At 45.2% G+C, this 21,555-nt stretch carries 25 protein-coding genes; 19 read left to right on the top strand and 6 right to left on the bottom strand.

All coding sequences use genetic code 11. The annotated features are described in order from the left end of the window. The first annotated feature begins 11 nt into the window (after window positions 1–11). From V8G47_RS19110 to V8G47_RS19045, 14 genes are all read left to right on the top strand, one after another. Window positions 12–554 (top strand): TIGR01440 family protein, encoded by a 543-nt coding sequence (locus tag V8G47_RS19110; protein WP_336201470.1) that lies wholly within the window; start codon window positions 12–14, stop codon window positions 552–554. A gap of 399 nt (window positions 555–953) precedes the next feature. Beyond that, the gene (glyA, locus tag V8G47_RS19105; protein WP_336201469.1) at window positions 954–2,195 is read left to right on the top strand and encodes a serine hydroxymethyltransferase; all 1,242 of its coding nucleotides are present in this window, start codon (window positions 954–956) and stop codon (window positions 2,193–2,195) included. Between the two features lie 400 nt (window positions 2,196–2,595). Beyond that, window positions 2,596–3,225, top strand: coding sequence for a uracil phosphoribosyltransferase (gene upp, locus V8G47_RS19100; RefSeq protein ID WP_336201468.1), 630 nt, complete (start codon window positions 2,596–2,598; stop codon window positions 3,223–3,225). 18 nt (window positions 3,226–3,243) lie between these two features. Further along, the gene (gene wecB / locus V8G47_RS19095) at window positions 3,244–4,395 is read left to right on the top strand and encodes a non-hydrolyzing UDP-N-acetylglucosamine 2-epimerase (protein ID WP_336201467.1); all 1,152 of its coding nucleotides are present in this window, start codon (window positions 3,244–3,246) and stop codon (window positions 4,393–4,395) included. 568 nt (window positions 4,396–4,963) lie between these two features. After that, complete coding sequence (locus V8G47_RS19090) at window positions 4,964–5,185, top strand: AtpZ/AtpI family protein (RefSeq protein ID WP_098438721.1); 222 nt, start codon at window positions 4,964–4,966, stop codon at window positions 5,183–5,185. A 6-nt stretch (window positions 5,186–5,191) separates the two neighbouring features. Further along, entirely contained in the window at window positions 5,192–5,566 is a 375-nt protein-coding gene (locus V8G47_RS19085) for an ATP synthase subunit I (protein ID WP_229595906.1), read from the top strand. Between the two features lie 22 nt (window positions 5,567–5,588). Then, on the top strand, window positions 5,589–6,302 hold the full coding sequence (gene atpB / locus V8G47_RS19080) for a F0F1 ATP synthase subunit A (protein WP_034765155.1): 714 nt from the start codon (window positions 5,589–5,591) through the stop codon (window positions 6,300–6,302). 77 nt (window positions 6,303–6,379) lie between these two features. Continuing rightward, window positions 6,380–6,592, top strand: coding sequence for a F0F1 ATP synthase subunit C (gene atpE, locus V8G47_RS19075; protein WP_032086923.1), 213 nt, complete (start codon window positions 6,380–6,382; stop codon window positions 6,590–6,592). Window positions 6,593–6,734: 142 nt separating this feature from the next. Continuing rightward, window positions 6,735–7,262, top strand: coding sequence for a F0F1 ATP synthase subunit B (atpF, locus tag V8G47_RS19070; protein WP_034765158.1), 528 nt, complete (start codon window positions 6,735–6,737; stop codon window positions 7,260–7,262). After that, a complete protein-coding gene (locus tag V8G47_RS19065) occupies window positions 7,259–7,795 on the top strand; it encodes a F0F1 ATP synthase subunit delta (RefSeq protein ID WP_336201466.1) in 537 nt (178 codons plus the stop codon). The genes atpF and V8G47_RS19065 overlap by 4 nt, the downstream gene beginning before the upstream one ends. A gap of 27 nt (window positions 7,796–7,822) precedes the next feature. After that, the gene (gene atpA / locus V8G47_RS19060; protein ID WP_336201465.1) at window positions 7,823–9,331 is read left to right on the top strand and encodes a F0F1 ATP synthase subunit alpha; all 1,509 of its coding nucleotides are present in this window, start codon (window positions 7,823–7,825) and stop codon (window positions 9,329–9,331) included. A 93-nt stretch (window positions 9,332–9,424) separates the two neighbouring features. Continuing rightward, window positions 9,425–10,282, top strand: coding sequence for a F0F1 ATP synthase subunit gamma (locus V8G47_RS19055; protein WP_098438724.1), 858 nt, complete (start codon window positions 9,425–9,427; stop codon window positions 10,280–10,282). A gap of 71 nt (window positions 10,283–10,353) precedes the next feature. Continuing rightward, window positions 10,354–11,757 (top strand): F0F1 ATP synthase subunit beta, encoded by a 1,404-nt coding sequence (gene atpD, locus V8G47_RS19050; protein ID WP_336201464.1) that lies wholly within the window; start codon window positions 10,354–10,356, stop codon window positions 11,755–11,757. Window positions 11,758–11,779: 22 nt separating this feature from the next. Next, a complete protein-coding gene (locus V8G47_RS19045) occupies window positions 11,780–12,184 on the top strand; it encodes a F0F1 ATP synthase subunit epsilon (protein ID WP_034765168.1) in 405 nt (134 codons plus the stop codon). 44 nt (window positions 12,185–12,228) lie between these two features. Here the strand turns inward: V8G47_RS19045 and V8G47_RS19040 are convergent, their stop codons facing one another. The 5 genes from V8G47_RS19040 to V8G47_RS19020 all read right to left on the bottom strand — a co-directional run bounded on the left by V8G47_RS19040 (window position 12,229) and on the right by V8G47_RS19020 (window position 15,728). Further along, the gene (locus tag V8G47_RS19040) at window positions 12,229–12,900 is read right to left on the bottom strand and encodes a DUF2642 domain-containing protein (protein ID WP_336201463.1); all 672 of its coding nucleotides are present in this window, start codon (window positions 12,898–12,900) and stop codon (window positions 12,229–12,231) included. Between the two features lie 23 nt (window positions 12,901–12,923). Next, window positions 12,924–14,264, bottom strand: coding sequence for an arsenic transporter (locus V8G47_RS19035; protein ID WP_336201462.1), 1,341 nt, complete (start codon window positions 14,262–14,264; stop codon window positions 12,924–12,926). 1 nt (window position 14,265) lies between these two features. Continuing rightward, window positions 14,266–14,421 (bottom strand): hypothetical protein, encoded by a 156-nt coding sequence (locus V8G47_RS19030; RefSeq protein ID WP_336201461.1) that lies wholly within the window; start codon window positions 14,419–14,421, stop codon window positions 14,266–14,268. A gap of 149 nt (window positions 14,422–14,570) precedes the next feature. Beyond that, on the bottom strand, window positions 14,571–15,236 hold the full coding sequence (locus tag V8G47_RS19025) for a hypothetical protein (protein WP_336201460.1): 666 nt from the start codon (window positions 15,234–15,236) through the stop codon (window positions 14,571–14,573). A 30-nt stretch (window positions 15,237–15,266) separates the two neighbouring features. Beyond that, window positions 15,267–15,728, bottom strand: a complete 462-nt coding sequence (locus V8G47_RS19020; protein ID WP_336201459.1) for a hypothetical protein — start codon at window positions 15,726–15,728, stop codon at window positions 15,267–15,269. 842 nt (window positions 15,729–16,570) lie between these two features. Between V8G47_RS19020 and V8G47_RS19015 the strand changes: the two genes are divergently transcribed. The 5 genes from V8G47_RS19015 to spoIID all read left to right on the top strand — a co-directional run bounded on the left by V8G47_RS19015 (window position 16,571) and on the right by spoIID (window position 21,040). Continuing rightward, window positions 16,571–16,786, top strand: coding sequence for a hypothetical protein (locus V8G47_RS19015; protein ID WP_336201458.1), 216 nt, complete (start codon window positions 16,571–16,573; stop codon window positions 16,784–16,786). A gap of 228 nt (window positions 16,787–17,014) precedes the next feature. Continuing rightward, a complete protein-coding gene (locus V8G47_RS19010; RefSeq protein ID WP_034765174.1) occupies window positions 17,015–17,251 on the top strand; it encodes a DUF1146 family protein in 237 nt (78 codons plus the stop codon). 221 nt (window positions 17,252–17,472) lie between these two features. Then, a complete protein-coding gene (locus V8G47_RS19005; protein ID WP_336201457.1) occupies window positions 17,473–18,222 on the top strand; it encodes a YwmB family TATA-box binding protein in 750 nt (249 codons plus the stop codon). A 32-nt stretch (window positions 18,223–18,254) separates the two neighbouring features. Beyond that, window positions 18,255–19,562 (top strand): UDP-N-acetylglucosamine 1-carboxyvinyltransferase, encoded by a 1,308-nt coding sequence (murA, locus tag V8G47_RS19000; protein WP_336201456.1) that lies wholly within the window; start codon window positions 18,255–18,257, stop codon window positions 19,560–19,562. Between the two features lie 464 nt (window positions 19,563–20,026). Next, on the top strand, window positions 20,027–21,040 hold the full coding sequence (gene spoIID, locus V8G47_RS18995; protein WP_336201455.1) for a stage II sporulation protein D: 1,014 nt from the start codon (window positions 20,027–20,029) through the stop codon (window positions 21,038–21,040). 34 nt (window positions 21,041–21,074) lie between these two features. Here the strand turns inward: spoIID and V8G47_RS18990 are convergent, their stop codons facing one another. After that, the gene (locus tag V8G47_RS18990; RefSeq protein WP_336201454.1) at window positions 21,075–21,512 is read right to left on the bottom strand and encodes a VanZ family protein; all 438 of its coding nucleotides are present in this window, start codon (window positions 21,510–21,512) and stop codon (window positions 21,075–21,077) included. Window positions 21,513–21,555: the final 43 nt, after the last annotated feature.

The following is a 21,555-nucleotide window of genomic DNA, read 5'->3' as shown; positions in this document are numbered from 1 at the left end:
GAGTGGGTTTCATGGAAATCGCTCAATTGAAAGATGAACTGCAAACAATCCTGCGTGATTTCAGCAATCAGGTTCCGCTGAAAAAAGGACAAGTCTTTGTCGTCGGCTGTTCCACCTCTGAAGTGATGGGGGAGCGGATCGGCACGTCGGGAACCATTGAAGTCGCGGAAATGATTTATGACGAGCTGAAGGGCTGGGCGGATTCTACAGGGGTTTCCCTGGCGTTTCAATGCTGCGAGCATTTAAATCGTGCCCTTGTCCTTGAAAGGGAAATAGCAGAAAAGAGGGGACTCGATGAAGTCACAGTCGTTCCTGTACGAAAAGCAGGAGGAGCCATGGCGACGAAAGCCTATCATTCCTTCGACGACCCGGTCATGGTCGAGCACATCAAAGCCGACGCCGGCATCGACATCGGGGACACCTTCATCGGCATGCACCTGAAACACGTAGCCGTCCCAATCCGGGTATCACAAAAAAGCCTCGGCGAAGCCCACGTCACCCTCGCCAAAACCAGACCAAAACTCATCGGCGGAACCAGGGCAGCATACGAATAAAACATGGAAGAAGGTTCGTTCCTCTCGTTTGAGGGACGGACCTTTATTTTGGATTGATCCCTAAATCGGTTGTCAAATCCGAACGAATAGTGGGGACAAGGGGGGAGATGATTCTCTTGTCGATGAATCAGAATATGGGGCATGCAGGGAAAAGGAGCAGACGGGTTCTCCTGGAGTCGCAAATACAGTCATATCGCTACTTAAAGGGGATCGATATGGGGGTGGAATGTGTTTGTGAACAGTGTCACATGAGGTCCGTCCCTCGAAATGGTCTCTAAACACGAACGTTACGTTTTGACTATAGGTTTTTATTTCGCCTTTTGGTGAATCGTGTTAGAATGGGATTGAATGAATCAAGGAGGCGCCAAAGTTGGGCCCATGAATTAAAGGGGGATATGTATGAGTAAGATTGCCAAGCAAGATCCGGAAATTTATGCAGCGATTCAAGATGAATTAGAGCGTCAACGAACGAAGATCGAATTAATTGCATCTGAAAACTTTGTCAGTGAAGCCGTTATGGAAGCACAAGGCTCCGTTTTGACAAATAAGTATGCAGAGGGGTACCCAGGTCGTCGCTATTATGGTGGCTGTGAGCATGTGGACGTAGCCGAAAATCTGGCCCGCGACCGTGCGAAAGAACTGTTTGGAGCAGAACACGTCAACGTTCAGCCTCACTCAGGAGCACAAGCCAATATGGCAGTCTACTTCACCATCCTTGAACAGGGCGACACGGTTCTTGGAATGAACTTATCTCATGGGGGACATCTGACTCACGGAAGTGCGGTCAACTTCAGCGGTATTCAATATAATTTCGTAGAGTACGGTGTGGATGAAGAAAAGCACCTGATCAATTATGAAGATGTTAGACAAAAAGCATTGGAACACAAACCGAAGCTGATCGTAGCGGGAGCAAGTGCGTATCCAAGAGCCATCGATTTTGCGAAGTTCCGTGAAATTGCTGACGAAGTGGGAGCTTACCTGATGGTGGATATGGCTCACATCGCCGGACTGGTAGCGGCTGGTCTTCACCAGAACCCAGTTCCTTATGCAGACTTCGTGACGACAACGACACATAAAACATTGCGCGGACCACGCGGCGGTATGATCCTTTGTAAAGAAGAGTTTGCGAAGAAGATAGACAAGTCTATTTTCCCTGGAATCCAGGGCGGACCTCTGATGCACGTGATTTCTGCTAAAGCCGTGGCTTTCGGTGAAGCACTGCAGGATTCTTTCAAAGAATATGCACAGAACATCATCGACAATGCGAAGCGCTTAGGCGAAGGTCTTGTGAAGGAAGGAATCGACCTTGTATCCGGCGGTTCTGACAACCACCTGTTACTGATAGACACGCGTTCACTGGGATTGACTGGTAAAGTCGCTGAGAAAGTTCTTGATGAGATCGGAATCACCGTCAATAAAAACACGATCCCATTTGATCCGGAAAGCCCATTCGTTACAAGCGGTGTCCGTATCGGAACGGCAGCTGTGACGTCCAGAGGCTTCGGACTCGGGGACATGGACGAAATTGCTTCGATCATGGCGTTGACTCTTAAGAACCATGAAGATGAAGCGAAATTGGAAGAAGCACGTAAGCGTGTGTTGGATTTAACAAGTAAATTTGAGTTGTATCCTGAGAGATAATAGATGTTGGCCTCTTCATTAGGGACGGATGTTCCTGGTGGGGAGGTTTTTTGATGGGTTTAATTAGAGTTTCCATAATTTGTTAAAGGACGCAAAAGCTTAATGAAATGACGCAATGAACGAAAAAACGACGCAATAAAAAATATTATGACGCAATCACAAGTGAAAACGACGCAATCACCTCTCTCCCAAGCCTCCTGGTCCTCACTCACTCCCTCAAAATAAACAAAAACCTCATCGAGGAGATCAATCTCACCACCAATCTTCTCAATTCTAACGATTCCATTACACTTCCCATCTCATGTTGCTCTTAAATTGTCTTTTATGTACAATAGTCTGAGGTGTAAATGAAGTGGAAGAACCATTTTTACATAAAACTGAATTTAAAGGAGAGAGTCGTATGGGCAAAGTATATGTATTTGATCATCCGTTGATCCAACATAAGTTAACGTTTATCCGAGATAAAGAAACAGGAACAAAGGAATTCCGTGAGCTTGTAGATGAGGTTGCTACACTTATGGCCTTTGAAATCACACGTGATCTGCCACTGGAGGATATCGACGTTGAAACGCCGGTAAGCAGTGCGAAAGCGAAAACCCTTGCAGGGAAAAAATTAGGAATCGTTCCTATCCTGCGTGCCGGCCTTGGAATGGTTGATGGAATCTTAAAATTGATTCCGGCTGCAAAAGTGGGACATGTCGGGTTATACCGTGACCCTGAGACTCTTAAACCGATCGAATATTACGTGAAGCTTCCAAGTGATGTGGAAGAGCGTGACTTCATCCTTGTCGATCCAATGCTTGCAACGGGCGGATCTGCCGTGGAAGCCATCAACTCATTGAAAAAGCGCGGTGCCGTAAGCATCAAGTTCATGTGCCTGGTTGCTTGTCCTGAAGGTGTCGAGGCTATCAAGGAAGCACACCCTGATGTTGATATCTTCATTGCTGCTCTTGATGAGAAGCTGAATGAAAAAGGCTACATCGTTCCTGGACTTGGGGACGCGGGAGATCGTTTGTACGGAACGAAATAAGGAAGGCAGGGCGAAAATATGACGGATCCAATCAAGGTAATGACGATTTTTGGAACAAGGCCTGAAGCCATCAAGATGGCTCCCCTTGTTCTGGAATTAAAGAAGTATCCGGAAAACTTTGAAACGATTGTAACAGTAACAGCTCAGCACCGTGAAATGCTGGATCAGGTGTTGAATATTTTTGATATCACGCCCGATTATGACCTGAACATCATGAAAGACCGTCAAACACTTATCGATGTAACAACGCGCGGACTGGAAGGTCTGGATAAAATCATGAAAGAAGCAAAGCCGGATGTTGTTCTTGTACATGGTGATACAACAACAACATTCGTTGCAAGTCTTGCTGCTTTCTATAATCAGATCTCAGTCGGCCATGTCGAAGCCGGCCTTAGAACGTGGAATAAGTATTCACCGTTCCCTGAGGAAATGAATCGTCAGCTGACAGGTGTCATGGCGGATCTTCACTTTGCTCCAACGGAAAAATCATCCCAGAATCTTCTGAATGAAAATAAGAAAGAAGAGGGAATCTTCATTACCGGGAACACAGCGATTGATGCGTTAAAAACAACGGTAAAAGATGAGTATCATCATGAAGTATTGGAGAAGCTTGGTGACGATCGTTTAGTTCTGTTAACGGCTCACCGTCGTGAAAATCTTGGTCAACCGATGCGCAATATGTTCCGTGCCATCAAGCGATTAGTGGAAGAGCATGATGATATCCAGGTTGTCTATCCGGTCCACTTGAATCCGGCCGTTCGTAAAGTGGCGGATGAAGTACTTGGTAACGACAAGCGGATTCATCTGATCGAGCCGCTGGATGTCATCGATTTCCATAACTTTGCCTCCCGTGCCCACCTGATTCTGACCGATTCAGGCGGTGTTCAGGAAGAAGCACCTTCGTTAGGTGTGCCGGTCCTTGTCCTTCGTGACACAACCGAGCGTCCTGAAGGAATTGAAGCCGGAACATTGAAGCTTGCCGGTAATGAAGAAGAAAACATCTACAAGCTTGCGAAAGAACTTCTTACAGATTCGGAAGCACACGGCAAAATGTCAAAAGCGACAAACCCATACGGAGACGGACAGGCATCCTACCGAATCACCCAAGCGATCCGCTATCACTTCGGTCACCTGGATGAGCGTCCAAAATCCTTCGATCCAAACGAATAAAATAGTGTAAAGGTCCGTCCCTCTTACAATTTTTGAGGGACGGACCTTTAATTTTATAAACGCTAGCATTTTGAAATCAGTTGGAAGTATTTACATTAAATTCAAGGGTTACTCAGCAAGGGAATCTTCTATATAATGGAGGGGCATGTGAAGAGTGGAACTATGAATTTGTTAATATATTTCTAAGTTGTGCGTGAGGGGTGGGCAGTCGGATATGCTTTTCGACATGTCCAGCTGCGCCTCCTAGTCCCTCGAGGTCATAAGCTAAATATGCCAAAAAGGCAAAAAGCGCCTTTCCGGCATATTCATCTTATGCTTGTCGGGCCTGAGCAGTCGGCTCCGCTTTTCTAGCAATTGTGTTGAAAATGTGAACAATCTGGAAACACGTGGATAGGTTGTGAACTTTTTAACTTGAACGCATTGACATAGATTAAGCCCTATTGTATGCTTACAAAGGATGTAAAATGATAAGGTTTTCACAATGCGGAAACCCTTATGCAATCGGTTTTACATCATGTCTGAAATGCTTGCCTCATGTTCAAATTCCGTTTGAATGGGAGAGGTTGAAATGGGTCAAAAAAACGAAAGCCCATATAAGGCGATGGCGATTTATTCGGCCATTCTAGCACAGCTTGTCGGGTCTATCTTAGTCGGGATTTTCCTGGGGAGATGGATTGATCAGCAGGTTGATTCAGCACCACTCTTTTTAATCATCGGATTACTCCTCGGTCTTGCCGCAGGGATCTATGCGATGCTTCGAACAGTACGACATTTCTTCTTAGGAGAATAATAAGATATGCCGGAACTCCATCAAATGTTTAATAGACAGCGGAAATACATAATTTACGTGCTTTCTATTTACGTCCTGGGTTGGGGATTCACCACCCACAAATCAGTATTCTTAGGGTTAATTTTAGGGACAGTTCTAAGTCTTTATATGCACTGGGGCATGACGAAGCGGGTCTCGAAGTTCGGGGACGCCGTGGTAGAGGGAAAAAAAGTGAGATCACTAGGAACCACTTCCCGTATGGCCGCAGCCGCCCTTGGAGTCATCATTGCCACACGATTTCCAGAAACATTTCATCTCCTAAGTCTTATTATTGGATTAATGACGACCTATATTGTCATTATGATAGATTATTTTTTCAGCAGCTTCAAAACTAATAAATAGCGGGGAAGAGAGGTGAAGTATTTTGAATCATGGAGCACCTACAGCCCATTTCCTGGGTTTGACTTTTAACCTTGCGAACGTTTTGATGATCACGGTCGCAACGGCCATAGTGTTTATTATAGCCCTCTTATCTACACGTCGCTTAGCCCTGAAACCGACCGGAATGCAGAATTTTTTCGAGTGGGTGATGGACTTCGTCAAGGGGATCATTAAGAGCAACATGGACTGGAAGACGGGTGGCCGTTTCCATATCTTAGGTCTCACGATTATCATGTATATTTTTGTGTCGAATATGCTGGGTCTGCCGTTCTCTGTCGTATATGACGGCGAATTATGGTGGAAGTCACCTACAGCCGATCCTGCCATCACGATGACCCTGGCGGTTATGGTCGTGGTACTATCCCATTTCTATGGAATCAGATTGAAGGGGTTTGGCGAATATGGGAAAGACTTTTTCAAACCTATGTGGTGGTTATTCCCGCTAAAAATCATTGAAGAGTTTGCAAACACTCTTACATTGGGTCTTCGACTTTACGGTAACATCTATGCCGGTGAAATCCTGCTTGCACTACTTGCGGGTCTTGCCGTTAACGGTGGTATCGGCGGAACGATCGGAGCGATCGCACCAATGCTTGCTTGGCAAGGATTCTCGGTGTTTGTCGGATCGATCCAGGCGTTCATTTTCTGTATGTTAACAATGGTTTATATGGCTCACAAAGTTAGCCACGACCATTAATATATACCTGTTCATTACGGTGGACAAACATATATGTAAAAAATATTTTTCTTATACATTAAAGGAGGAACTTTAGAATGAGTCTTATCGCAGCAGCAATTGCAGTTGGTTTAGCAGCACTAGGAGCAGGTATTGGTAACGGTCTTATCGTAGGTCGTACAGTAGAAGGAATTGCACGTCAACCGGAATTACGTGGTACTTTACAAACAACAATGTTCATCGGTATCGCATTAGTTGAGGCACTTCCAATCATCGGTGTAGTTATCGCTTTCATCGCACTAGGAAGCTAATAAAACGGACAGGTTGAATGGCGAAGTTCGTCTTGACGATTATCTTCGCCATTCCTATGTACTAGAGAATAGATTCTTTGCAAGAACGGTTCATTTATAAAAAAATACGATCCAATCGATTCTTGAAGGGAGTGAATCGAGTATGTTAACTAACGCATTCGTTATAGGTGAGGCAGCAGGTCACGGCGGCCTTAACACGGGGGATATCGTCTTTCAGCTGATCATGTTCCTTGTCCTTATGGCGCTACTTAAGAAATTCGCCTGGGGTCCATTAATGGGAATCATGCAGCAACGTGAAGACCACATCGCCGGTGAAATCACGGCAGCCGAAAAGAGCCGCACTGAGGCAAACAATATTTTAGAAGAGCAAAAGAAACTTCTGAAAGAAGCTCGTCTTGAAGCTCAAACAATGATTGAAAACTCTAAGAAACAAGGTTCTGAACAACGTGAAGAGATTATCGCAACTGCTCGTCAAGAGGCAGAGAGATTGAAAGAATCTGCAAAGCGCGAAATCGAAACACAAAAAGAACAAGCTGTGGCAGCACTTCAGAAACAGGTTGCATCTTTATCAGTACTTATTGCTTCTAAGGTTATTGAGAAAGAACTTTCTGCTGATGATCAACAGAAGTTAATTAACGATTATATTCAAGAGGTAGGGGAAGAGCGATGAGCTACTCTACAGTTGCAAAACGCTATGCGTTAGCTCTTTTCGAGATTGCCCAGGATCATAATCAGCTTGAAGGAATCGAAGAAGAGTTGCGTACAGTGAGAGCGGTTTTCCTTGAGAACACCGAATTAACGGTTCTCTTTGAAAATCCTAAGCTTACGTTAGATAAGAAGAAGTCATTGATTCAGGAAGCTTTTTCCACGGCTTCCCCGTATGTCTTGAACACATTGATGCTGATGACGGACCGTCACCGTACGGGCGAAATCACAGGGATGGCCGAGGCATTCATCGAATTGACAAACGAAGCACGCGGGATTGCAGATGCGACAGTGTACTCTGTACGTCCTTTGACAGAAGATGAGCAAACAGCATTGTCATCTTCTTTTGCAAAAAAAGTCGGAAAACAATCATTAAGAATTACCAATGTGACAGACGAAAATTTACTGGGCGGCATCAAGGTCCAAATCGGGACACGCATCTATGATGGCAGCCTGCAAGGTAAGTTGACTCGTCTTGAGCGTGAACTAATTCGTTAACTTTCGTATAAATGAGGGGTGAAATTCATGAGCATCAAGGCGGAAGAAATCAGCGCGCTGATAAAAAAGCAAATTGAAAACTATCAGTCTGAGATGAAAGTAAGCGACGTAGGTACAGTTATCCAAATCGGTGACGGTATCGCTCGTGCTCATGGCCTCGACAATGTCATGGCTGGAGAGCTTGTTGAATTTTCTAACGGTGTCATGGGTATGGCACAGAACTTAGAAGAAAACAACGTTGGTATCATCATTCTCGGACCATATACTGACATTCGTGAAGGCGATGAGGTTCGTCGTACTGGACGTATCATGGAAGTACCAGTAGGACAAGAACTAGTTGGTCGTGTAGTAAACTCACTTGGACAACCAGTTGATGGATTGGGTCCAATCGCAACAACGAAAACGCGTCCGATTGAAAGTGGGGCACCTGGTGTTATGGATCGTAAATCCGTACACGAGCCACTTCAAACGGGTATCAAAGCGATCGATGCGTTAGTTCCAATCGGTCGTGGACAACGTGAATTGATCATCGGTGACCGTCAAACAGGTAAAACATCTGTTGCCATCGATGCGATTCTGAACCAAAAAGACCAGGATATGGTATGTATCTACGTTGCCATCGGTCAAAAAGAATCAACAGTACGTAACGCGGTAGAAACATTGCGTAAGCACGGTGCCCTTGAATACACAATCGTTGTAACGGCATCAGCTGCTTCACCGGCTCCGATGCTATTCTTAGCACCATATGCTGGTATCACAATGGCTGAAGAATTCATGCACAGTGGCAAGCACGTTCTTGTCGTGTACGATGATCTTTCCAAGCAGGCTTCTGCTTACCGTGAGCTTTCCCTATTATTACGTCGTCCTCCAGGCCGTGAAGCATTCCCTGGTGACGTATTCTACTTGCACTCTCGTTTACTTGAGCGTGCGGCGAAATTGAGTGATGCAAAAGGTGGAGGTTCCATCACGGCATTACCATTCGTTGAAACACAAGCAGGAGATATCTCCGCTTATATCCCGACAAACGTTATCTCCATCACGGACGGACAGATTTTCTTACAATCTGACCTATTCTTCTCCGGTGTACGTCCGGCGATCAATGCGGGTCTTTCCGTATCACGTGTTGGTGGATCTGCACAAATCAAAGCAATGAAGAAGGTTTCCGGTACGCTTCGTCTTGACTTAGCCGCTTACCGTGAGCTTGAAGCATTCGCTCAGTTCGGATCGGATCTTGATAAAGCGACTCAGGCGAAACTGAATCGTGGGGCTCGTACTGTAGAAGTACTGAAGCAGGATCTTAACAAACCACTTAAAGTTGAAAAACAAGTCATGATCTTCTATGCACTGATTAAAGGTCATTTAGATGATATTCCAGTTGTAGATATCCGTCGTTTCGAGTCTGAACTTCTAAGCTGGTTAGATCACAACCATACTGAACTGTTAGACCATATTCGTACGACGAAAGGTCTTCCTGAAGATGATGCAATGAAAACCGCGATCAATGAATTCAAGAAGACGTTCATCAAGTCTGAATAAGGGTTGCCGTCTGACGGCAATGACCATAGTGGAGCAGGGCTAATAGAGGCCCGCTCTCTATGTCTGACAATATGTAAAGGGTGGTGAGAACCAGTGGCATCGTTACGCGATATACAAACTCGTATTACTTCTACCAAAAAGACAAGTCAAATCACCAAAGCAATGGAAATGGTATCGGCTTCTAAATTGAATCGTGCGGAGACGAATGCTAAGTCATTCGTACCTTACATGAATAAAATTCAAGAAGTGGTGACATCCGTTGCAGCGGGCAGTCAAGGTGTGAGGAATCCGATGCTAGTCTCCCGCCCCGTTAAAAGAACCGGGTATCTGGTCATTACATCAGACCGTGGTTTGGCGGGGGCATATAACAGCAGTGTAATCCGTGCTGTTAGCAATCGAATTAAAGAAAGTCACAGCTCAAATGATGAATTTGCCATTATTGCTCTGGGCCGTGTCGGTGCTGATTTCTTCCGTAAAAAAGGCTTCAATGTCCTTGAATCGGTAACGGGTCTTCCGGATCAACCGAATTTCGCAGACATTAAAGATATCGCAAACAAAGCGGTGGGTATGTTCTCTGCCGAGGCATACGATGAACTGTATATGTTCTACAACCACTATGTAAGTGCGATCCAACAGGATGTTACGGAGAAAAAAGTGTTACCGTTAACGGATCTGACTCCTTCAGGAAAGCTTGCTTCATATGAATTCGAGCCTTCTGCAGAGGAAATCCTTGAGGTATTGCTTCCTCAATACGCTGAAAGCCTGATATTCGGGGCTCTCCTTGACGGTAAAGCAAGTGAGCACGCCGCCCGTATGACAGCGATGAGAAATGCAACCGATAATGCAAAAGAAATCATCAGTGACCTTACACTGAAATTTAACCGTGCGCGTCAAGCAGCGATCACTCAGGAAATCACGGAGATCGTCGGCGGGGCTGCGGCACTCGAATAGAACTCTGACGGTTAATAGAACCGTTTATACTTTATAAAGTTTTTGTCAAAAGCTAGTTAGGAGGGAAAGAGATGAACAAAGGACACGTTCTTCAAGTAATGGGTCCAGTTGTTGATGTCAAGTTCGCCAGCGGCCAACTTCCTGATATCTACAACTCTTTAAAGATCCAAATTGCAGATAGAGCTGAACTTACATTAGAGGTTGCCCTTCACCTAGGTGATGATTCTGTACGTACGATCGCAATGGCATCTACGGATGGTTTACAACGTGGAGCCGAAGTACTCGATACAGGAGCACCAATCTCTGTACCAGTAGGGGATGTAACGTTAGGTCGTGTATTCAACGTTCTGGGTGAATCAATCGATTTAGACGAGCCTCTTGCAGCAGGTATCCGTCGTGATCCGATTCACAGACAGGCACCTACATTCGATCAACTTTCTACAGAAGTTGAGATTCTTGAAACAGGTATCAAAGTAGTAGACTTACTTGCTCCATACATCAAGGGTGGTAAGATCGGTCTATTCGGTGGTGCCGGTGTTGGTAAAACCGTATTAATCCAGGAGCTTATCAATAACATCGCTCAAGAGCACGGTGGTATCTCTGTATTCGCCGGTGTTGGAGAGCGTACGCGTGAAGGTAATGACCTTTACCATGAGATGAGCGATTCTGGCGTTATCAAGAAAACAGCGATGGTATTCGGACAAATGAACGAACCGCCTGGTGCACGTATGCGTGTTGCCTTGACGGGTCTGACAATGGCTGAATACTTCCGTGATGAGCAAGGTCAAGACGTACTTCTGTTCATCGATAACATCTTCCGTTTCACGCAAGCAGGTTCAGAGGTTTCGGCACTACTTGGCCGTATGCCATCTGCCGTTGGTTACCAGCCGACACTTGCGACTGAAATGGGTCAACTGCAAGAGCGTATCACGTCAACAAACGTAGGTTCTGTAACATCGATCCAAGCGATCTATGTACCTGCCGATGACTACACGGATCCGGCTCCTGCAACAACTTTCGCTCACCTTGATGCAACAACGAACCTTGAGCGTAAGCTTTCTGAAATGGGTATCTATCCTGCGGTAGATCCATTGGCATCGACTTCCCGTGCTCTTTCTCCAGAGATCGTTGGAGAAGAACACTACAATGTTGCACGTAACGTTCAACAAACGTTACAGCGCTATAAAGAGCTTCAAGATATCATCGCGATCCTTGGTATGGACGAGCTTTCTGATGATGATAAGCTGACAGTACAACGCGCACGCCGCGTACAGTTCTTCTTATCTCAAAACTTCCACGTTGCAGAACAGTTCACAGGCCAAAAAGGTTCTTACGTAGAAGTGAAGGACACAGTTAAAGGCTTCGTTGATATTCTTGCAGGTAAATACGACCACATTCCAGAAGATGCATTCCGTCTTGTAGGTCCGATCGAGGACGTACTGGCTGCAGCTAAAGAGATGGGCGTAGAGGTATAATTAGGGACCAGGAGGGAAGAAAATGAAGACATTAAAAGTCAATATTGTCACTCCCGATGGCCCAGTGTACGATTCAGAAGTGGAAATGGTGAGCACGAAAGCTCAAAGCGGTGAGCTTGGAATCTTACCTGGACACATTCCGATGGTTGCTCCACTACAAATCGGTGCGGTTCGCCTGAAAAAAGGTGGCAACACTGAGCTTGTAGCTGTCAGTGGCGGATTCTTAGAAGTACGTCCTGAACAAGTGACAATTCTAGCACAGTCTGCTGAAACAGCAGAAGCTATCGATGTACAACGCGCGAAAGAAGCAAAAGGCCGTGCTGAAGACCGCATGCAGGCACAACAGGATGATGTAGACTTCCGTCGTGCCGAACTCGCTCTGAAGCGTGCCATGAACAGAATCAACGTTTCCGAACGTAATTTCTAATCATCAAGAAACCACCTATCCCTTGGACAGGTGGTTTCTTTTTTTTATGGCAAATGGACGGTTTGAATATGCTGCATATTCAAGTAGGTGGATTCTCCCTTGGCCGTAATCAATTCCATGATATTATCCGACACTCTTTCAATCTTGCCGATCATTTCTTCCTGGACTCCCAGGTTTAATACGACGAGGTGTCCGCGGAGTTTTTCAAGTTGAACCTCGAAGCTTCTGGCCAGGGTGATGGAGTTAGACGGATTGACAGGCAGATTTTCCTTACTCAGGCGGTAGGGAGAGAGATTGGTGGAATAGGGAATCAGCCATTTTAAATGCTGCAGGGAAATGAACATCGTTTTATAGACTGGGGAATAGAATGCGAAGTAATTGTTCATGATCCCTGTAATATAGCCGTGTATCGGTTGATTGCCCGTTGTGTAGATTTCAAGGAAGACCCCCTTGGCTGTTGTCAGGATCTTTCGCAGGGATAATTGATCTTCCTGCTCAAGCTGAGGACTCACAGACGGCTCATCGATTCCGATGGAGTCCTTCGATACAACCGACATGTTTTTAATATGAGAAGTAGAGATATAGATATAATCGTCTCCGTTATAGACGATCATGACCTCGCTGCCCACCTCGATCAAATATCCATTGATGGTTTTTTTTCCGGTCAGTTCGATCATGACCGCTTCACCGGTAAAGGCAGAATAAACATTTTTCATAAGCTTTGATACTCCTTCCTAGTTTAAAATAACCACTCTATCCAAAGGTACAAACTGTATAATCCGACTAATAGACTGATGGGAACGATGAATATGGTCACCCTCAAATAGCGGCTCCAGGAAATTTTAATTCCATGGGTCTTTAAGATGAACATCCAGATCAATGTGGCGAGCGTTCCGACTGGTGTTAGCAAAGCACCAATGTCACTCCCCAGCACGTTGGCCAGATAAGCAATCTGCAAAATGTGGGGGTCCAGTCCCATTTCCGTAATGGATAGGGTGCCGATCATCACCGCCGGCAGATTGTTAAACAGATTGGAGATCACGGTCAGGAAGATCCCCATTATGATGCTGGCATTGAAAGGCTGTCCGACAATATGATCCCTGAATTGCTCGACGATGAAGTCGCTTAACCCGACATTTTTCATTCCATACACCAGTACGTACATATTAAAAGCGAATAACAGAACATGCCAAGGCGTCTTCCGGATAATATCCATGACGCCCATCCTTGTCCGGCTGTATCTGAGGAAGATCAGGATGACGGCTCCGCCCATACCGATGATTTCAAGGGGAATGCCAAAAGGGGTCAGGGCAAAAAAGGCGGCCCGTGTGAGAACGACAATCAGCAAACAATACTTGATCAGGGTAAAATCGATTTCTTTCTTCTCCTCATTCGTGGAAAGAGGGTGGGAGTAGGAGTAGGCTTGGGCATCTTTTTTCCAATTGATTGAGACATTCAGGATTTTTTTCGGGATTGATTTGCGGAAGTAGAGGTAGAGAAGATAAGCGATGACGAGGATGGCGACCATGGATGGCACGAACATCATCTGAACGTAGTCCTGCAGGGTGAGACCGACAATTTTAAGGGCGATGAGATTTGAAATATTACTGACGGCGATCGGTGCACTGGCTGCAGTGGCAATAAGGGCACCTGAAAGCAGGTAAGGGATCTTCTGATGGTTCTTGAGCTTCAATAGGGAAGTCATATGGATGATGATCGGAGTGGTGATGAGGATGCTGCCGTCATTGTTGAAGAACATGGTCATCATAAAACATAATACCAACACATAGATGTACAGCCTGAGCCCCGAACCCCTGGATCTGTTGACGATATTCACGGCGACGACCCTGAAGAAGCCGATACTTTCAAGGACGATGGACATCATGATCGTCGATAATATCGTAAGAGCCGCCCCGCTCACGATATCGACGATGGTGAACACATCACTGAAGGGAACGATCCCTATCAGGAGGACGATGGCTGCCCCGATGGATGTGGGGATGGTTTCACTGATCCCGAACGGTCTCCATAACATGACGATGATGGTAAGGGAGAAAATGACTGTCATCAACCAAAACATATTATCGGGCATGTGATTTCGCCTCTTTTATAATGGAAGAAGGCGAAGCATCTAAATGTTCAAGAAGTGGATGTTTGTCCACCTTTGAAAAAGCGGGTTTAATAAACAGTAGATGAAAGATACTTCCTAAAAGTACAAAATAGATGATCAAGAACATGATCATTCCTCCTTTCAAATCCTTTATGAATCATCCCAGCATCTTCTCAAACTGCAACCTGTCAATCATGGAGGATGCTGAGATTTTTCATGCATATCATAAGCCTGTTCATTCGTTATGACCAACTTTTATTCAGGATTCTGCCGTCTTTACTTGGAGGTTGATTGTTTGGAGGAAGAGGATTTTGCCCCTTCAAGTTCATCGTAATAGAAAGCAGGCTGTTGTTTTTTATTTGTGTTTTTAGAGGAGGATTTAGTGGAAAATTGATTTTTGGAACTTTGCTGGGATGATTTTTGGTTTGAGCTGCTCTTGTTGGACGATTCCTGATTCTTTGAAGAATCCTGTTTCTGTGAGGAACTATCTTTACTGGATGAGCTTTCCTGATTATCCGATGTCGTTTTCTTTGTTCCGTCATAAATGTTCAGAACGGAAGCATGCTGCAGGTACACCCGGTCTTTCCCCTGGGTCAACACGATATGATCTTCTTCCACGGCTGAAAGGATCCCTGAGTAGGAAGCTTTGCCGGATCCATTAATCGTCACCCAGCTGAGTAAGCTTTGGGACAATACATCGGACATTTTTTCACCCTTCAGGTGATCATCCATTACAGGCAACGCTTCCACATACTTGGAATTCTTTGTAACTGCCTGGATTTGTGTAATCGGGTAATACAGCGTTTCGTTTTGACTGGAGTAGACGGTCAGATAGTCCGTACTGACCTCCGCTAATTGACCTGACAGCTTTGTACCGTCATTTAGAACAATATTGATCTGATAACCTGTTAACCCTTTTAATGAATCGTTGAAATTACTCATTCAATTATTCTCCTTTCCTTATAGAGAAAATTACTTCTCTTCTTCCGTTTTCTCTGCTTTTTTGGCTTTCACACCGTAGCTGATGCTTTTCACATGGAATGCAGCCAGGCGGACAACCTCTTCGTTCAATACAAGCGTGACGAACTCATCATTCGAATTCTCAAGAATTCCCTCAAGCTTCTCGGGACCACCGCGGTTAATGCTCACCCATTGATACTTCATGCTTGTGAGTAAAGCTCCAAACGTGTCTTCCTTCATAAACTCCATACCTTCTTCGGACAGTTCCTCTACATTAAATGGCAGACCTGATTTAATGTTCTGGGAAATGCTTTTCACATGGGATGTATTGTAGTAAATCACACCATCTTTTTCTGTCAAAAGGGCAAAATGATCGTCCCCTCCATATAGAAGCTTTCCGGTACGCGATTCAGGACCGCCGCGATTCACCTTGACAATCTTCCCGACTAGCGAAGACATTAATTCTTTATTCATACCTGTTCCCTCCAGTTGTATATAAACATTTTCACTTTATGTATATGTGTCATGCCGTGACGACGTACTATTACAGACGCCCTTTTTGGTGGACTAGTTGCAATTGGAGGCAAAATGGGCGGGGGGATAGAGGGTAGGAGGAAGCTTTATTGCTATTATGAGGAAGTGGTTGGTTGATTTCCGCTGCAGGTGCTCGCTTTCCGCGGGGCGTGAGTCGAGCCTCCTCGGCTGCGCCTGCGGGGTCTCAAGATCCAGCTACGGCGGCTAGCCCCTCGAGGTCATAAGTCAAATCAACCAAAAAGGTAAAGAACGCCTTTCCGTTTGATTCGCCTTATGCTTGTCGGACCTGAACAAACCGCCTCCGCATTTCGTCCTTTCCCGCATTTCCCGCAGGAGTCGAGCACCTTCCGCTTCAATCAACTTTCTGGGTATAGAGGATTAATAAACTTCCATACGCGTCTGACTAGAAAACATCACTTTTCACCATTAGCAATGAAGGTAATAGTAAGATCCTACATTATTTTGTTTTTTCACTAGTAAGCTCTGTCATGATATCTCTTCAAGATGGTGAGGGGAACGGCGTAGACTCCTGCGGAAAAACGGGCGTGCCAAGACCCCGGAAGCGAAGCTGAGGAGGCTTGGCCGTTCGTCCGCCGGAAAGCGAAGCCGTTCCCATCACCATCTATCGCACTCACACATAGACAGAGCATTGATAGTTCCTATGTATTTTTTTTGAGAAAAAACTTTATGAAAAAATAGGCACTGATTTAGGCGGGGACAACCCAAACGGAAGAGGGACCGGGAACGTAGACTGTAGGAAAGGACAAAAGGAGGATGGGAAAATGAGTTCGAAAAAAGGGCAAGGAAAAGGGCAGCAGGAGTGCAAAAACTATGGCGAATATCAGTGGATGATCGGTGATATGGGCAAGCCCGATGCCAAAGGCGGCAAGGATAAACAAAAGGGCCAGGGCAAACAGGCAAAATGCGGCTGTGAAGGATACTACTACGAATGCATGGAACAAGGCCAGAAAGGCAAAAAGAAAAAGAAAAAGAAATAGAACAGATGAAGTGAAATAATCCCCACCATCACCTCCACAAAACACAACGTGCCCCCGTGAAATACCCCCCCAAAAAAACAAAACCACCCATTACAATCCTCTGTAATGGGTGGTTTTGTGGAGGGACGGACCTCTTCAAAAATTTTGAAAAATACATAGGTAATTACTGAATAATGTGCTAAAATGGTCTATGTGTGTCGAATTTGGTTGTTTGAGGGAGTGAGAAGAGTGGTGGAAAGCTTTGGTCAACAGGCACTTGTCAGCATGCTTGTGCATTTATTTGTATTCGGGATCACGTTTTGGGCTTTGCAAGCCATTCAGCTGGACAAGCTCCTGAAGAAGAATCGGGTCGCACAAGGGAGACTATTGTATGTCCTACTAACGGTCGCAATCGGGTCAGCCGTCAGCCGTTTTTTACTGGATTATTACCTATGGTCTCAGAGCTTGCCGGTTTTCTTTGAATAAATAGAGATTCTGACAAAAAATAGGTCTTCCTGCATGTTTTCAAGGGACACTGTTTTGAGTAAGATTAATTTTGTGTTCGTCCTTTGTGAAAAAGTTTCAAAGTGAAACCCTTTTCACAAGACTCGCTTGAAAGCCTCAATAATTGTAAAAAGATGACGACAATTTTCAAGTATGTTCTCCCCCTATTCGGACAGACTTTTAGGTAAGGGGAGGAATGAAAAATGAGTCGGTATTTTTACATTATTTTAATCTTTTTGGTTGGATTAGGTTTTCTTCCTGTCATTAATGGGAACAACACTATCGTAGCCAAACACTTATTAGACATTGAAAAGCTTGATCAAGCCATTGTTCATTCTCAAGGTCAGATAACTGAATGGTCTCTATATGCAAGAGAAAACAAAAAAAGCTTCACGAATAAAGGGTTTGCCAAATATAGTACTACTATGCAGGAAACATTTTCTGATTTTGACTGGGAAACAGTAAAATCGGCTGAAGGAGTAGTGGTTGTGGGACAACGTCAGACGTCTCACGGGGAAGAAACCATTAAACTGCAGCATACCCCCACAAACGGGCATTCGGTTTCGTACATTATGTATGAAATGCGCGGAAATCAGAAAGCATTGGGAGAAAAGACGAAGCAGTATATCAAGTCGGAATTTATCCCAAATATGGAAATCATTTTCACTTCTAAACCTATGATTTTCTCTTGTATAAAAGGCGAATTCAATGATAAGCTTGAGAAAGTTTTGTCGAATCAGGCTGTCGAACTAATGTCGAAATTAGACGCAAAAGAACTGGAATCACTTAAAGAAGAAGACTTTTATTCCATTTCAGCTTACTCGGAACAAATGTCACGGACTATACCAACAAAAAATGATGATATGAATATACAACTAGGTCTACGGAAAAGCGGAATGGGCGCTAAGACAACCTTTGTCATTGGCACACCCATCCTAATTATTGAATATTAATATAGAGAAATTGGACGCGGAGGGGAATACTCTTGGAAAAAATTATCGTCCGCGGCGGTCAGCGTTTAAGCGGTACAGTGCAAGTTGAAGGAGCAAAGAATGCCGTTTTACCAGTCATCGCTGCTACATTATTAGCAAGTGAAGGAAAAAGTGTCATTAAAAATGTACCACCACTCTCCGATGTATATACGATTAATGAAGTATTACGTCATTTAAATACAGATGTAGAGTTTAACAATGGTGAAGTCATCGTGAATGCATCAAGAGAGTTGTTTGTAGAAGCACCGTTCGAATATGTGCGTAAAATGCGTGCATCCGTTCTTGTAATGGGTTCACTCTTAGGCCGTACGGGTAAAGCGCGTGTCGCTCTTCCTGGTGGCTGTGCGATTGGATCACGACCGATTGACCAACACTTAAAGGGCTTCGAAGCAATGGGAGCCAAAGTGAAGGTAGGAAATGGTTTCATCGAAGCTGAAGTAGATGGAAGATTGAAGGGTGCCAAGGTGTATCTTGACTTCCCAAGCGTTGGGGCAACAGAAAACATCATGATGGCAGCCGTTCTTGCAGAAGGAACGACCATCTTAGAGAACGTGGCAAAAGAGCCTGAAATCGTAGACTTAGCCAACTTCCTGAACAAAATGGGAGGAAGCGTGGTAGGTGCAGGAACCGGCACGATCCGTATCGAGGGTGTAGACCGTCTTTACGGTGTCGAGCACAGCATCATCCCTGACCGTATCGAAGCGGGAACCTTCATGGTAGCTGCTGCGATCACTCAAGGTGATGTCCTTATAAAAGGTGCGATTCCTGAACATTTATCTTCATTAGTGGCGAAGATGGAAGAGATGGGCGTTACGATCATCGATGAAGAAGAAGGTCTTCGTGTCATCGGGCCGGAGAAACTGAAATCCGTCGATATCAAGACGATGCCTCATCCAGGTTTCCCGACAGATATGCAATCCCAAATGATGGCATTGCTTCTGGCAGCTGACGGTACCAGCGTCATCACGGAAACTGTATTTGAAAATCGTTTCATGCATGCAGAAGAATTCCGTCGCATGGGAGCAGACATCAAGATCGAAGGACGCTCTGTCATCATGAACGGACCAACACCTCTTCAAGGGGCAGAAGTGGCTGCAACGGATCTTCGTGCTGCAGCAGCACTTTCCATCGCTGGTCTAGTGGCAGACGGTTATACCCGCGTAACAGAACTTAAGCATTTAGATCGTGGATATGTGAACTTCCATCAAAAGCTTGCAGGCCTAGGAGCCGATATCGAGCGTGTGAAGGAAGTCGAAGAAACACCTGTTTCTGAGCAGCAAGACATGATTAAGGATGCGTAAATAGATAGTGAAAAAGGTGAGCTCTTTTTGGAGGGCTTGCCTTTTTTGTTTGGTGTTTTTTGGGGGTGGGGATGTGTGTGGGTCTGGTGAATGGCATGTGGCCTGTTGTGTGTGATGTTAGTTGGTAAAAAAAGTTATTCGGCTGGATTTATGTTGATTTCGGCTAGATTTTGGTTGGAATCGGCCGGATTTTTCATGAAAGTGGCCGGATTATACGGTGGAACGGCTCAATTTTCAAAGAAAACGGCTGGATTCCCGTATAGTCTTGGCGGGAATAGTGGAGAATCCGATGCTATGGAAGTGTTTAATTTCAAAAACCCCATCCCCTGCACCCTATCATTCCCTATCCTCAAACTCTCCCAATTCACAATCATAATTGCTTGTCCACTACCATACATATGAAAGAGAGTGGAGAAGTGTGCTAGGACATTCTCCTATTTAATCTTTCATTGGAGGCCGCGAACATGAAGCAGTTGAAACCCGTAGTGATCATCTTCTCAATCTTTATCAGCATCATCTTTATTGTACCCACTCTGCTGGTACTCCCATTTTCATCAGACAAGGACACGGCAAACCTGGACGAAAAGCTGAAAAATCAGCCATCCGTCGAAGAATTGGCAGACTCAGTCGAGGTGGCGGTGTATCGATCCAGTCAGGATCTCATCGAGAAGCTCCCCCTTGAGCAGTATGTGGTAGGAGTGGTGGCGGGTGAAATGCCGGCGGATTTTGAAAAGGAAGCGTTGAAGGCACAGGCCCTTGCGGCAAGGACCTATATGGTGAATCAGCTTATGTCAGATGATCCTTCTGTGCCGAAGGGAGCCGATGTGACGGATACGGTAGCCCATCAGGTGTATAAAAACCAAAAGGAACTGGCCACCCTATGGGGCTCGGACTATGACTGGAAAATCCAGAAGATATCAGAAGCGGTCCTTGAAACCAAGGGGAAAGTGCTCACATATGATGATAAGCCGATTACGGCCGCCTTCTTCTCGACAAGCAACGGCTATACGGAAAACTCAGAGGCGTATTGGACAGATGATATCCCGTATTTACGGAGTGTGGAGAGTCCATGGGATAAAGCATCCCCTAAATTTGAAGATCAAAAGATCATCCCGATTAATGAATTCAAACAAAAGCTCGGTGTCACTCTGCCTAAGGACGGGTCGGTTGGAACGATCACATCAAGGACCGAAGGCAAGAGGGTGGCGAAAGTGGAAATCAACGGGAAGGAATTCACCGGGCGGGAGATCAGGGATAAATTGGGCCTCAGGTCGTCGGACTTCACCTGGTACTTGAAGGACGACCACATCGTCATTGCCACGAAAGGATTCGGCCATGGAGTCGGGATGAGTCAGTATGGGGCAAACGGGATGGCGAAGGAAGGCAAGAATTATAAAGATATTGTGACCCATTACTATAAAGACGTCAAAATAACAGAATCCAGCAAACTCCTGCAGAAGGTGACGGCACAAAGATAAGAAAAAGGATTGGGTATGGTCATGGTGACCGTACTCAATCCTTTTTTACATAAGCTTCAAACCTCTTCATCGCCTTCGTCAACCTGTGATCCGGATTCCGGAAATACGTCCGGTTCACGATCCAGAACAGAACCGTGACCCCGATCAGATCCTTGGCGGCATCAATCATCGTGGAAGACCGGTACGGAACGAAGGACTGATGGATTTCATCTACAAATCCATAAAAGATGGCTAGCAGTGCAACCGTGAAGTTCAATGTGAACCGCAGACGTCCGTGGGCGAGGAGCGCAAGAACAAACCATCCATATAAAATCCCGAACTCAACCAAGTGGAGGGACTCCTTGACGAACCGGTCCACCCCATCATCAGGTAACCGCAGCACAGCATCATCCGGATTGCTCGACATGATCCAGATCACAATCATATATAGGAAAGGCGCAGCCGTGAGTACATATTTAAGTAACTTCTTCATATAGGTCCCGTCCTTTCAGTTTATAGTATTGTACCACGGGGGA

This window comes from Rossellomorea sp. LJF3 (assembly GCF_037046045.1).
Classification (GTDB): Bacteria; Bacillota; Bacilli; order Bacillales; family Bacillaceae_B; genus Rossellomorea.
Note: the sequence above shows the minus strand (reverse complement) of the source record. Positions and strands in the feature narration are given on the sequence as shown.

Excerpts from the sequence above, each read along its gene's own strand:
- upp (WP_336201468.1), top strand. The coding sequence starts at position 2,596 with ATGGGCAAAGTATATGTATTTGATCATCCGTTGATCCAACATAAGTTA.
- V8G47_RS19110 (WP_336201470.1), top strand. The coding sequence starts at position 12 with ATGGAAATCGCTCAATTGAAAGATGAACTGCAAACAATCCTGCGTGAT.
- V8G47_RS19025 (WP_336201460.1), bottom strand. The coding sequence starts at position 15,236 with ATGAGTAATTTCAACGATTCATTAAAAGGGTTAACAGGTTATCAGATC.
- glyA (WP_336201469.1), top strand. The coding sequence starts at position 954 with ATGAGTAAGATTGCCAAGCAAGATCCGGAAATTTATGCAGCGATTCAA.
- V8G47_RS18990 (WP_336201454.1), bottom strand. The coding sequence starts at position 21,512 with ATGAAGAAGTTACTTAAATATGTACTCACGGCTGCGCCTTTCCTATAT.
- wecB (WP_336201467.1), top strand. The coding sequence starts at position 3,244 with ATGACGGATCCAATCAAGGTAATGACGATTTTTGGAACAAGGCCTGAA.
- V8G47_RS19035 (WP_336201462.1), bottom strand. The coding sequence starts at position 14,264 with ATGTTTTGGTTGATGACAGTCATTTTCTCCCTTACCATCATCGTCATG.
- V8G47_RS19040 (WP_336201463.1), bottom strand. The coding sequence starts at position 12,900 with ATGAAAAATGTTTATTCTGCCTTTACCGGTGAAGCGGTCATGATCGAA.
- spoIID (WP_336201455.1), top strand. The coding sequence starts at position 20,027 with ATGAAGCAGTTGAAACCCGTAGTGATCATCTTCTCAATCTTTATCAGC.
- V8G47_RS19045 (WP_034765168.1), top strand. The coding sequence starts at position 11,780 with ATGAAGACATTAAAAGTCAATATTGTCACTCCCGATGGCCCAGTGTAC.
- V8G47_RS19005 (WP_336201457.1), top strand. The coding sequence starts at position 17,473 with ATGAGTCGGTATTTTTACATTATTTTAATCTTTTTGGTTGGATTAGGT.
- atpF (WP_034765158.1), top strand. The coding sequence starts at position 6,735 with ATGTTAACTAACGCATTCGTTATAGGTGAGGCAGCAGGTCACGGCGGC.
- V8G47_RS19020 (WP_336201459.1), bottom strand. The coding sequence starts at position 15,728 with ATGAATAAAGAATTAATGTCTTCGCTAGTCGGGAAGATTGTCAAGGTG.
- atpD (WP_336201464.1), top strand. The coding sequence starts at position 10,354 with ATGAACAAAGGACACGTTCTTCAAGTAATGGGTCCAGTTGTTGATGTC.
- V8G47_RS19030 (WP_336201461.1), bottom strand. The coding sequence starts at position 14,421 with ATGTTCTTGATCATCTATTTTGTACTTTTAGGAAGTATCTTTCATCTA.
- V8G47_RS19085 (WP_229595906.1), top strand. The coding sequence starts at position 5,192 with ATGCCGGAACTCCATCAAATGTTTAATAGACAGCGGAAATACATAATT.
- atpA (WP_336201465.1), top strand. The coding sequence starts at position 7,823 with ATGAGCATCAAGGCGGAAGAAATCAGCGCGCTGATAAAAAAGCAAATT.
- V8G47_RS19015 (WP_336201458.1), top strand. The coding sequence starts at position 16,571 with ATGAGTTCGAAAAAAGGGCAAGGAAAAGGGCAGCAGGAGTGCAAAAAC.
- V8G47_RS19090 (WP_098438721.1), top strand. The coding sequence starts at position 4,964 with ATGGGTCAAAAAAACGAAAGCCCATATAAGGCGATGGCGATTTATTCG.
- atpE (WP_032086923.1), top strand. The coding sequence starts at position 6,380 with ATGAGTCTTATCGCAGCAGCAATTGCAGTTGGTTTAGCAGCACTAGGA.
- V8G47_RS19065 (WP_336201466.1), top strand. The coding sequence starts at position 7,259 with ATGAGCTACTCTACAGTTGCAAAACGCTATGCGTTAGCTCTTTTCGAG.